Consider the following 12,568-nt stretch of genomic DNA (forward strand, 5'->3'; position numbering starts at 1 on the left):
TTGAAATCAAATACTAATTGAGTTAATCTTAGTAAATATTGATTATAAACTAATCCCATATGGATATTTTGGTTTAGTTAGAGTCAATGCACCTATTTGATCTAGACCAGATTATAAAAATTAATATGTTTTAGGGGAACTTTAGGGGAGTGTGAAATTTTGCTTGCAAAACAGAGATTTGTTCTGGATACAACTGCTTTTACAGATAATGTATTAAGAGATGACATGGGAAATGGTGATTTGACAAAATCAGTTGATGTAATGCTAGATTTACTGGCCAGGTCCAGAATAAAACTCAATATCAGTTGCCACATGCCCCCAGTAACTTATAAAGAGTTTTCAGATTACATGGCCCGCTATGAATGTCCTGAAGAAGTGATGGTAAAGGCCGAAACATGGATTGTTAAAAAAACTCCTAATAGATATGATACTCAGATTCCCTCAGAAATTTTCTTTGAATATGTACAGGACATGAGAGAGAGGATGAATAAAGGAATGAAAACTTCTGAAACAGCAATATGGGAAGCAGCAATGGAATCCATGGTAATGACCTCTCGTGGGGAAGAAAAGAACAAAATAGAAATGGAAATCATTGGAAAAGCCATAAAAGACTTCCGAAAAAAATACCGGGCTGCACTTAGAAAAGGAACTCTGGACAGTGCCCCCGATCTTGATGTACTGCTTCTAGCTAAGGAATTAGGTGCTGGTGTAGTGGCTGCTGATGATGGAATTAGGGTCTGGGCCGAAAGATTGGGACTTAGATTTTTAAATGCTAATTCATTTCCTAAAATGTTAAAAGAATATTTAAAATATTATGAGTAATCAAATACTGATTATTCATTTAAATTAATTAATATTCTATTCAATAAATTAATAATAAGTTTATTTTAAGGATGATTGTGAAGTTTGGGTACAATATCCCTAATTCCAGACTATATTAATCTATTAAAGCCATTATTTATTGCTAAATATTTTCCTACAGAAATTTATATCCCATTAAACAGCTAAATCATTATATTCTTTTAAGTTCAAATTGTTTATTGTATTAAAAGAATAAAATTAAAAAAAATATTATAAAATAATTAAATTTAATAAACTTATCAAATTTATCCTCTGGAGGAAGAATTTAATGGAATTATCAAAACCGCGAGGAACAAGAGATTTCCTCTTTGAAGAAATGAAACAACGAAAACAAGTAGAATCTACTTTAAAGAAGGTTTTTGAAACTTATGCTTATCAGGAGATAAAAACTCCTTTATTTGAAGATTTATCACTTTTTACCAAGAAATCTGGAGAGGAAATTGTAGATCAACTTTACAACTTTAAAGACAAAAGTGAAAGGGAACTGACACTTCGCCCTGAAATCACAGCCCCTGTAGCTCGTGTTTTCATGAATGAAATGCAAAAATCTCCAAAACCCATTAAAATGTATTATTATGGAAGCTGTTTTCGATACGAAAGGCCGCAAAAAGGAAGATATCGTCAGTTCTGGCAGTTTGGTTGCGAAATGATTGGAGGGAAAACCCCGGAAGCTGATGCAGAAGTCATTGCCCTGGCATCTCAATCATTAGAAGAACTTGGCCTGGAAGGATATGAAATCCATGTGGGCCATTTAGGAATTTTAAGGGGACTATTAAAAGAGGCCCAGGTAGAAGGAACAGATCAAGATCAAATAATGGCTTTAATTGATAAAGGAGACGAATATGGTCTTCAAAATTATCTCCATAAAATAGAAATGGATGATAAGACCACTGGTATCCTTTTAATGATTATTGATATGAAAGGCGGCTCAGAAGTATTAGATAAAGTCAGAGAACAAATTTCTGATAAAAAACTTGTTTTAGAAGCCCTTGAAGAATTCTCAGCCCTTTTAAATACATTAAATGATTTTGGAATTGATAACATTGGAGATAAAGAAAATAACAATGTAGTAATCAATTTAGGAATTGCCAGAGGTTTAGACTATTACTCCGGAATGGTTTTTGAAGTTTACGTCCCACAATTAGGAGCACAGAAACAAATTTGTGGTGGGGGAACCTACAACATTATTGAAACATTTGGCGGGGAAAAAATAGAGTCAACTGGGTTTGCCTTTGGATTTGATCGTTTAATGAATGCTCTTATGTTTGAGGAAAAAGTTTCTACCACTAATGGAGCTACAGATGTATTTGTAGCACCAATATCTGATGCAACTAGATCAAAATCATTTGAAATTGCACAAAAACTCAGAAGTGCAGGTATTTCCACTGAAGTTGATTTGGGCCGACGAAAATTCAAAAAAATTCTTTCCTTTGCCAACCACTTAAAAGCCAGATATGTAATATTGGTGGGAGAAAGGGATCTTTTAGAAGGAAATATAACTCTTAAAGACATGGAAACCGGAAATCAAGAGTTTATCCTAGTAGAAAATATAGTTGAACACATTTCAAAAACACTCTAACTCAGAATAAATAGTTACTGTTGATAGTTACTGTAAATAAAAAGTTAATTGAGGAGAAGTTATTATTCCATTAAATTTTAAACACAATATTAATGGTCAAAATTTGATCATTGCCATATCTCAAGATTTTAAAACTTCAGAAGTTCTTATGGTTGCTTATATGAATAAAGAAGCGTTAAAGAAAACTTTAGAGACTAAAAAAGCCCATTATTGGAGCACATCGCGTAATAAGCTCTGGTTAAAAGGCGAAAGTTCAGGCCATATCCAGTTTGTAGAAGAAGTTAGGGTTGATTGCGACGAGGATGCCATCCTTTTAAAAGTCAAACAAGAAGGTGGAGCCTGTCACACAGGTTACTATTCATGTTTTTACAGAAAAATTGATTTAGATGATTTGGATAAATTAAATGATACAGAAAAGTTTGAAAAAATTGGGAAGAAAATTTTTGAGCCAAAAGAAATTTATGGGGAGAGGTAAATGAGAATTGTACCAGATACCAGCGTTATCGTTGACGGCCGAATCACCAATATCGTGCAGGAAGAAGAATTTAGAGGCAGTGAAGTTATTGTACCAGAAGCAGTTGTATCTGAGTTGGAATACCAGGCGAATAGAGGTAGAGAAACTGGTTTTAATGGCTTGGAAGAGTTAAAAAATCTTCAGGAACTCAGTAAAAAAGCCACCATATCTCTAACTTTTGTGGGAAGAAGGCCAACCCTAGAAGAAATTTCCCTTTCTAGAGGCGGAGAAATCGACGCCATGATTAGAGGCACTGCTAGGGAACACGATGCAGTTCTAGTTACCAGTGACCGGGTACAATCAGAAGTAGGTAAAGCACAGGGCCTGGACGTTGTCTACATCAAGCAAGAGATAATGGCCTATGAAGAATTAGAAATAAGCAAATATTTCGATAAAAACACCATGTCCATTCACCTTAAAGAAGGTGTGGTACCTATGGCCAAAAAGGGTACTCCAGGAAATATAAATTTAGTTAATCTTGGTTCTAAGCCTTTAAGGCACTCTGAGATTCATGCTATGGCTCGTGAAATTGTAGAAAGAGCTAAAAGTGATTTTAAAAGTTTCATTGAAATTGAAATGCAAGGTGCTACCGTAGTCCAATTTAGGGAATACCGGATTTCCATTGCGAGGCCTCCATTTTCAGACGGTTTTGAGATAACTGCAGTTAGGCCCATAACCCGAGTTTCACTGGCAGATTATAAGCTTCCAGATAAATTAATAGCACGTTTAAGAGATACTGCAAAGGGAGTATTAATTTCAGGTGCTCCTGGTGCTGGTAAAAGTACTTTTGCTCAGGCAGTAGCAGATTTTTACAGCAAAGACTTGCGATCCATTGTAAAAACCATGGAATCCCCCCGGGATTTGCAGGTTGGAAATGAAATAACCCAATACGCTCCTATTGAAAAGGACATGCAAAAAACAGCAGATATTCTGTTATTAGTAAGGCCAGATTATACTATATACGATGAATTGCGTAAATCCAAGGATTTCCGTATATTTGCCGACATGAGATTGGCGGGTGTGGGAATGATTGGAGTAGTACACGCTACTAGAGCAATTGATGCCATACAAAGAATTATCGGGCGAGTTGAACTGGGAGTTATACCTTCCGTAGTGGACACTACAATTTTCATTGACGAAGGAAAAGTAAAGGCCATTTATGACGTAAAAATGACAGTAAAAGTTCCTACCGGAATGACTGAAGCTGATTTGGCCCGACCTTTAATAGAAATAAGGGACTTTGGAACCGGAGAACTGGTAAATGAGATTTACACCTATGGTGAACAGACCATAGTTATGGATGTGGGAGCAGCCGCAGCACCTGTTTCACAAGATAGAAGTCCGGTACAAAAAATTGCTGAGAGAGAAATTGAAAGGGAATTTAAAAGGAGAGTTCCAGGATCTAAATTCCGAGTTGAAGTCAAATCCGATAAAAGGGCCACGGTATGGGTGGAAGAAAAACATATTCCTAAAATTATTGGTAAAAAAGGAAGAAACATTGACGAATTAGAAAAAAGAATAGGAATAGGAATTGGAATAGAACCCTTAAAATCTCAAAAAGTAGAATCTCAAGAAGTTATGGAAGACCAAATTGAAATACCTGTGGAACTATCTGGAAACTATGTAGTGCTTAACTTTGGAAAAGATGCCATAGGAACCTCTTTTGAGATCATTGTAGAAGAAGAATATTTATTCACAGCAACTGTCGGTAAAAAAGGATCAATAAAAATTAAAAAAGATATTGAATTGGCAGATATTATAATTAAAGCCCTTAAAAGAAATATTCCGGTCAGTGCCCGTATAAGACTTGATCAATGAAAAAATTCTTTTTATTGATTAAATACGGATATTCCTTTTATAAAACATTACTGATGGCATTTAGTGCCATTATAACATATATTATAGTATTATAATAATTTTAAAAGTTAGAGAGATTAAAATGAAAATTGGAGTTTCCACACTTGCACTTTATCCAAATCCATTGGAGGATATTTTACCATTTTTAGAAGATTTAAAGGTAGATTACTGTGAAATAATCAATGAATATCCTTTAAATGAAGTTCAAAGTGAAATATTTGAATCCTACACTATAAAAACAACATTACATAGCCCCATATCAGATATGAATCTGGCATCTCCCAATGAATCCATTAGAAAGGCATCTATAGAACAGGTTAAAAAATCTATTAATTTGGCCCATAAATTAAATGCAAATATTGTAGTGGTGCATCCCGGTCAAGTTCCATTTCTGGCCAGAATATTCCAAGAAAAAATTATAGAGAACAATTTCAACTCATTGCGTGAATGTGCTGATTATGCTGATGAAATAGGAATAAAAATGTGTGTGGAAAACATGCCTGACATGGAAGGTTACTTATTTAAAGATATAAACCAACTTAATGATCTTGTTGAAGAATTAGGAGTATTCATGACATTAGATGTTGGTCACGCCCATAATACTGGATTTTCAGCTGAAGAAATGGTTAAATCTGACCGTTTAAGGCATATACACTTGTCAGATAATGATGGATCTTTTGATAATCACGAAGCACTGGGTAAGGGAACTATTGACTTTGATAATCTAGTTGAAAATCTTAATAAAATAAATTATAATGGTGTTTTAACTATAGAAGTTAAAAATAGAGAAGAAGTTTTAGAAAGTCTAAGGTTCTTGAAAAATAAAATCTAAATTAAGGATCTTGATTTAAATAATCAAATAACAAGCTTAATTTCTGCTGAAAATAATATTTATTGAATTAAAAATAATTTAAGATAAATATTAATAGTTAATTTTAAATAAAATTCATTTAGATATTCTTATCAAACAATTATTATATTAATTTTTATAATATGAAATTAAATCATTATATGATAATTATTCTTATATCATTATTTTTAAATTGGTGAAAAAATGAAAGTGGCTATAATAGGTGGAACCGGGGATCAAGGATTTGGACTGGCATTGAGATTTGCAAAATCAGGAGAAAAGGTTCTTTTAGGATCCCGAGATATTAAAAAAGCTGAAAATAGTGTTAACGTCATTCATAATATGCTTAAGGGTGAAGAACTTGATTGTATCCAGGGGATGACCAATCAGGACGCTGCTGCTCAGGGAGATATAGTAATATTAACCGTTCCCCTACAAGCTCAGAAAATTACACTTAATAGTATAAAAGATTATTTAGAAGGAAAAATCCTGGTTGATGCAACCGTGCCACTAGAAACATGCGTGGGTGGTAAGAGCACCAGATACATAGATTTATGGGAAGGATCTGCGGCAGAGAGAACTGCCGAAATTTTAAAGGATAAAAACACCATTGTAGTTTCAGCATTTAACAATGTGAGTTCTGCCAGTTTAACCAATATTAAAGAAGATGTAAAATGCGATTGTCTAATATCTGGAGACGATTCTGAATCTAAAACCATTGTAATGGAGTTAGCTGAAAAAATACCTGGTGTTAAATCTATTGATTGCGGGCCTCTGGAAAATGCCCGTATTGTAGAAAAAATTACTCCTCTTTTAATAAATTTAAATATTAGAAACAAAACCAGATTAGCCGGTATTAGAATTACAGGTCTTTAAATAGAATATTTAGACATAAACCATTTATTTATTAGTTCTGAGCATTAAATAAATCCTAATCAAGTGAAAAAATGGAAATCATAAAAAAAACAACTGAAGAAATTACCAGACATGCACTGGCTGTTATTAACAAGATTGAGGAAGAACAAGTCTCTCAAATGATTGAAACCATTATAAATTCAGACTGTGTGTTTATTGTAGGTACTGGTCGCTCTGAATTAGTAGGTAAAATGTTTGCCATGCGTTTAATGCACCTCGGTTTCACCGTGTATGTAGTAGGTGATGTAACCACCCCTGCTATTAAAGATAGCGACTGTTTAATCGCCATATCTGGTTCTGGAGAAACAAAAACCGTTACTTTAGCTGCTGAAACTTCTAAAGATGTGGGTGCAAGTGTAATAGGAATAACTGCTAACCTAGAATCAACTTTAAGTAAGTTACTTAATGTGGTAATAAGTATTGATAGTAAAACAAAGGAACCATGGAAACATTACACTTCCAATGTTTTAAAAGGTAATTACGATGATCTAACTCCTATGGGAACTCTATTCGAAGACAGTACTCACTTGTTTCTGGATGGCCTGATAGCCGAATTCATGGCACTTCTAGGTAAAAAAGAACAAGACCTTAAAAAAAGGCATGCTATAATAGAGTAAGCAAATCTTAAAGAAATGAACAACATATACAATTAAAACAAATTAAAGATTATAAATTAGATTATAAATCAAATAAAATGTTTTGAATTTATAAATGTTTTATAATCCTAACCATTTTAATATTTTAAATGCTTAAATTTGACATTTTTGTTTAATAATGATATATAATCATCTAATTATATTTTAAAGGTGAATAAATGCGTTCTGAATTATCTCAAGATGTAGTAACTATATTTAATCCATCCTCCGTGAAAATAAATCAAAAAAGTCATTTTGGAAGGTTGGAAAATGATCGTCTTGAATTATCATTAATAGAAGCTGTATTTTTATTAGAAAAGGGAAAAATTTCCATTTTTGAAGAAGAAAAAGAATATTCCTTACATGAATTAACATCCCTATTAAAAGAAAAGGGTTTATACAGCAAATACAAGGTTTTTAAAGACCTTAGAAACAGAGGATATATAGTTAAAACTGGTTTCAAGTACGGGTCAGAGTTCAGGCTATATGAAAGAGGAAAATCTCCTGGAGACGGCCATTCTGATTTTTTAGTCAGAGTAATATCCGAAAACTATGATTTAAATGTTATGGACTTTTCCAGCTATGTTAGGGTGGCTCATGGAGTCAATAAGAATCTTATGCTAGCCGTGGTGGATGAAGAAGGAGATATAACTTATTATAATATAGAATGGGTTCGCCCATGATACATATTTCTTTTAAAAAATAAGTTTAAAAAAAAATAAGGTCTAATTAAATCCATTAGTAAAAATATACTAAATAAACATTATTATAATAAAATTATTATAAATTTAAAAATAAATTATTGAAGTCAATTTTATAATTAAATAAGGTGATTCATTTGATAGACCCTTGGGGCTCTTCTAACGTTGATTACGAGAAATTAGTACAACAATTTGGTATTAAACCATTTAAAGATTTACTAAATGATTTAAATGATCCCCATTTACTAATGCGTAGGGGAATCATATTTGGCCAGCGCGATTATGGTAGAATAGTCAAAGCAATAAGATATAAAGAAAATTTTGCCGTAATAACTGGAATGATGCCCAGTGGAAAAATGCACATTGGCCATAAGATGGTTGTTGATCAAATAATATGGTACGAAAATCACGGAGCTGATATTTACATCCCCATTGCAGATATGGAATCTTACTCTGCCCGTGGAGTAGATTTTGAAGCCTCCAGAGAACTGGCCATAAACGAATACATTACCAATTATATTGCTCTGGGCCTTGACTTTAAAAAATCCAATATCAATGTTTATCTTCAGTCCAAAAATTTGTTAGTGAATGATTTAGCATATGTTTTATCCAAAAAAGTCACATTTAATGAAATGAAAGCTATTTATGGTTTTAATGGTTCTACCAATATGGCCCACATGCAGGCACCTCTCATTCAAGTGGCAGATATATTACACCCCCAATTAGAAGAATTCGGAGGTCCAAAACCAACTGTTGTTCCAGTTGGACCTGATCAAGACCCACATATACGCTTGACTAGGGATATTGCCGATCGATTTAAAAATCAGTTAAATTTCATAGCTCCATCTTCCACATACCATAGATTCATTACTGGCCTCACTGGTGGTAAGATGTCCAGTAGCCAACCCAAAACAGCCATATTTTTAAGTGATAGTATTGAAGAAGCTGAAAATAAAGTGAAAACAGCAAAAACCGGTGGTAGGGAAAGTCTTAAAGAACAACAAGAAAAAGGGGGCGACCCGACCCACTGCGTGATTTATGAAATGTTATTATATCACCTAATGGAATCTGATGAAAAACTACGGGAGATTCTGGAAGACTGTAAAAGTGGGAATATTATGTGCGGCGAATGTAAGGCCCATACCGCAGACTTAATGAAAAAATTCTTTGAAGAATTTTCATCAAAAAGGAAAAAAGGAGCAAAAATTGCTGAGAAAGTTTTAGATGATGCAAAAGTCTGTTAAGCATCCTATTTCTCATATTTTTTCCAAGTTATTTTTTATTTATTTTAAAATTAAATTTTTATATTAATTGTAAATTTTTTTTAATTTAATTATTTTAAAATATAAAAAATGAAGTTCTAGATTTAAATATTATTTAGAATTAATTAAAATAAAAAAGGCCTATATATTTTTAAACAGATTAAAACATTTATTAAACACTTAATTTAATTATTAAAGAATTATCAAACAAATTTTTAAATATAAATAATTACAAAAAAGGTTATTAATTAAATACAATAATATAAACAGTGATAATAGAATATAATAGATTAAGTATTCAATTAATAAACATTTTAAATAACTAAAATTTCATAATTATCTTTATTCAATAGTCTTAAATATAATTAATTAAAATCACAGAGGAATTGCATGGTAAAAAAAGAACGGCACGAAAGTACACTAAATGCCATTTACAAACATAACGAAAAGTATTTTGCTCTTTCAGCAGTCATATTTTTTGGATCAATGTTTATAGGATATTTGCACCTACTTGATTTTTTAATGGTTCCACTTCAACAGCAATTTAAAAAAAGTATTATGGAGGGTCAAATAAAAATAGAAACTTTTTCAATTTTTTTCAGTAATTTAGAGGTCCTTCTCAAGTTATTTGCTGGTGGAATCGCTCTGGGATCTATCACTGCAATATTTATATTTATAAATGGGGCTTTCATTGGATATTTTGCTACACAAGCACCCCTTGCAGATTTTATCCTTTTAACTATTCCTCATGGAATATTTGAAATTATAAGCTTTATAATTGCGGGCGGAGCAGGTTTTAGACTGGCTAATTTTGTATATACTTTCTTAAGAGACCTAATAGAAGAAACATGGTATGGATCTTTTTGGGGAAAATTAGAATATGTATATAATAATCAAAAAGATCAATTAACAGAATCATTAATTCTTTTAGGAATTGCTATTATTCTATTGTTAATTGCAGCCGTAATTGAGGCCAATTTCACTATTGCTTGGTATCAGTACATAAAAGGAAATATTTAAACCAACAAGTATTATTTATTAAATTTTTAACCCATCAAGAAATAACAGAATTATAAATAAATGATAATAAATTTGTTAATAATAAAATTAGAATAAACAACTTCTTAAAAAAAATATTAGATTGATTTTAATGCCTAAATACTGTTATTCAGTTATTCTTCATTTAATAATTTAATTAATTCATGTCAACAAGCAGCTAAAAAGAATTATAAAAAATAATTACGGTGAATATCATGATAAAATGCGTATCTTGTGGAAAAGAATACAGTAATGATGAAATAATTTACACCTGCACAGATTGTGGATCTGTTTTAGAAGTAATTTGTAATCCTGATGTCTCCAAGGATATATTCAGTTGCAGAAAACAGACCATGTGGAAATACAAGGAATTTATGCCTGTGGATGAGACAAAAATTGTCAGTCTGGAAGAAGGTGGAACTCCTTTTGTTAAATGTGACAAACTAGGTAGTGAACTGGGCATAGATCTCTATGTTAAAGTGGAAGGTTCTAATCCCACAGGTAGTTTTAAAGATAGGGGAATGAGTGTAGGTATTACCAAGGCCATGGAACTAGGAGTATCTACAGTAGGATGTGCATCTACTGGTAACACTTCTGCTTCTTTGGCCGCTTATGCAGCACGTGCCGGACTAAGATGTGTGGTTCTTCTACCATCAGGTAAAGTTGCCCTGGGAAAATTGGCCCAGGCCATGTTCCATGGGGCAGAAGTTCTATCCATTAAAGGAAATTTCGATGAAGCTTTAGATGCAATTACTGCTCTTGCACTGGAAGGGCAATTATATTTACTCAATTCAGTAAATCCATTCCGTTTAGAAGGACAGAAATCCATTGGATTTGAAATAGTAGATGATTTAGGATGGAAGTCTCCCGACAGAGTTATATTGCCTGTCGGAAATGCTGGAAATATTTCTGCCATATGGAAAGGAGTTAGCGAGTTTTATGAAGCAGGTTTTATTGAAGATAGGCCTATGATGACTGGTATTCAAGCAGAAGGAGCTTGTCCGATAGTAAATGCATATCAAAAAGGTAAAACTGAAATTGAAGCTATAGAAAATCCTGAAACCGTGGCTACAGCAATTAGAATTGGTGCACCGGTAAGTTCACTGAAAGCTCTCCGGGCCATCTATGATTCCAATGGACATGCAGAAACAGTTAGTGATGAAGAGATACTTTCTGCCCAAAAATTACTTGCCCAGAAAGAAGGAATTGGTGTTGAGCCAGCATCTGCTGCGTCCATAGCAGGCCTTATGAAGCTGATTGATGAGGGCGTTGTTGATAAAGGAGAACAAGTAGTTTGTATAGTAACTGGACATCTATTAAAGGATCCAAACACTGCAATTAACGCTTGTGTGGAACCTTTAGAGGTTGAAGCCGATATTAATAAGTTATCAGAAATTATAAGGAGATAATAACTCTTTTAATTTCTTAATTTTTTAAGTTCTTTTTAGGGAAATTCAACCAATAAAAACTTATCTTTTTTTCAAGACTGGCCAAATATCATATGGTTAGTTACATACTCACCCAAAACAATATAAATCACCTTATCATGAGCAGATACAATATAAATTTGTCAAAAATCCCATAAATTAACGATAAATTTATATAGGAGTATTAATACAGTTTATATTACATAAAATGAGGTGATTAAATATGGAATTACCAATTGCTCCAATCGGAAGAATAATAAAAAATGCTGGTGCAGAAAGAGTGAGCGATGACGCTCGAGAAGAATTAGCTAAAGCTCTAGAAGCAAAAGGCGAAGCTATTGCAGCAGAAGCCGTCAAACTAGCAAAACATGCTGGAAGAAAAACTGTAAAAGCTTCTGACATTGAATTAGCAGTTAAAAGACTCTAATTGAGACTAATAACTGCCCTTCTTTTATTTTAAATTTATTTTTGATACTCAAATTAATCTAAAAAGGTTGAATCTATTTTTTTGAATTTATATTAAACTTAATATTAATTATAATTACTTTACTTGATCATTCAATTTTAAAAATTTAAGAAATCATTTTTATAAATTAGTTTATATATTTAACATTTAATTAATTATAATCTTTCAAAATGTTAGTATTAAAATAAAATAGACCTAATTAAATTATTTAAATAAATAAAAATCTCCAGAAAATAAGTTTTTTATATAATTACTATCAATCCTAGTTTTAATTATGAATTAATAATTCTTAATAGAAAAACTTTATAAGGGATAAATCTCAACCTATGATATGTCTAATTCTCTAGACTAATTTTGGTTTAGAACTTTTTAAATTATGGATAAAAATTTTTATATCAATCAAATACGATTTTTAAAATCACTCTTAATCCATAATTAAGCTGTTAAATCAGCAACTTTTATA

12 protein-coding genes are annotated in these 12,568 nt (G+C 32.2%); all 12 read left to right on the top strand.

Annotated features, from left to right (window positions below; genetic code table 11):
- Positions 1-159 precede the first annotated feature (159 nt).
- The 12 genes from Q7I96_01025 to Q7I96_01080 all read left to right on the top strand — a co-directional run bounded on the left by Q7I96_01025 (position 160) and on the right by Q7I96_01080 (position 12,066).
- Positions 160-822, top strand: a complete 663-nt coding sequence (locus tag Q7I96_01025; GenBank protein MDO9626191.1) for an RNA ligase partner protein — start codon at positions 160-162, stop codon at positions 820-822.
- 307 nt (positions 823-1,129) lie between these two features.
- The gene (gene hisS, locus Q7I96_01030) at positions 1,130-2,440 is read left to right on the top strand and encodes a histidine--tRNA ligase (protein ID MDO9626192.1); all 1,311 of its coding nucleotides are present in this window, start codon (positions 1,130-1,132) and stop codon (positions 2,438-2,440) included.
- Positions 2,441-2,504: 64 nt separating this feature from the next.
- A complete protein-coding gene (hisI, locus tag Q7I96_01035) occupies positions 2,505-2,915 on the top strand; it encodes a phosphoribosyl-AMP cyclohydrolase (GenBank protein MDO9626193.1) in 411 nt (136 codons plus the stop codon).
- On the top strand, positions 2,916-4,772 hold the full coding sequence (locus Q7I96_01040) for a PINc/VapC family ATPase (GenBank protein ID MDO9626194.1): 1,857 nt from the start codon (positions 2,916-2,918) through the stop codon (positions 4,770-4,772).
- A gap of 121 nt (positions 4,773-4,893) precedes the next feature.
- Positions 4,894-5,643, top strand: a complete 750-nt coding sequence (locus tag Q7I96_01045; protein MDO9626195.1) for a sugar phosphate isomerase/epimerase family protein — start codon at positions 4,894-4,896, stop codon at positions 5,641-5,643.
- 222 nt (positions 5,644-5,865) lie between these two features.
- On the top strand, positions 5,866-6,537 hold the full coding sequence (npdG, locus tag Q7I96_01050; protein MDO9626196.1) for an NADPH-dependent F420 reductase: 672 nt from the start codon (positions 5,866-5,868) through the stop codon (positions 6,535-6,537).
- Between the two features lie 71 nt (positions 6,538-6,608).
- Positions 6,609-7,193: a 6-phospho-3-hexuloisomerase gene (hxlB, locus tag Q7I96_01055; GenBank protein MDO9626197.1), complete on the top strand. Its 585-nt coding sequence runs from the start codon at positions 6,609-6,611 to the stop codon at positions 7,191-7,193.
- 197 nt (positions 7,194-7,390) lie between these two features.
- A complete protein-coding gene (gene endA, locus Q7I96_01060) occupies positions 7,391-7,894 on the top strand; it encodes a tRNA-intron lyase (GenBank protein MDO9626198.1) in 504 nt (167 codons plus the stop codon).
- Between the two features lie 155 nt (positions 7,895-8,049).
- Positions 8,050-9,156: a tryptophan--tRNA ligase gene (locus Q7I96_01065; protein ID MDO9626199.1), complete on the top strand. Its 1,107-nt coding sequence runs from the start codon at positions 8,050-8,052 to the stop codon at positions 9,154-9,156.
- A gap of 408 nt (positions 9,157-9,564) precedes the next feature.
- Entirely contained in the window at positions 9,565-10,194 is a 630-nt protein-coding gene (locus Q7I96_01070) for a stage II sporulation protein M (GenBank protein MDO9626200.1), read from the top strand.
- A gap of 233 nt (positions 10,195-10,427) precedes the next feature.
- Positions 10,428-11,621, top strand: coding sequence for a threonine synthase (thrC, locus tag Q7I96_01075; GenBank protein MDO9626201.1), 1,194 nt, complete (start codon positions 10,428-10,430; stop codon positions 11,619-11,621).
- 241 nt (positions 11,622-11,862) lie between these two features.
- Complete coding sequence (locus Q7I96_01080) at positions 11,863-12,066, top strand: histone family protein (protein ID MDO9626202.1); 204 nt, start codon at positions 11,863-11,865, stop codon at positions 12,064-12,066.
- Positions 12,067-12,568 lie beyond the last annotated feature (502 nt).

The sequence above is a fragment of the Methanobacteriaceae archaeon genome (genome assembly GCA_030656015.1).
Classification (GTDB): Archaea; Methanobacteriota; Methanobacteria; order Methanobacteriales; family Methanobacteriaceae; genus UBA349.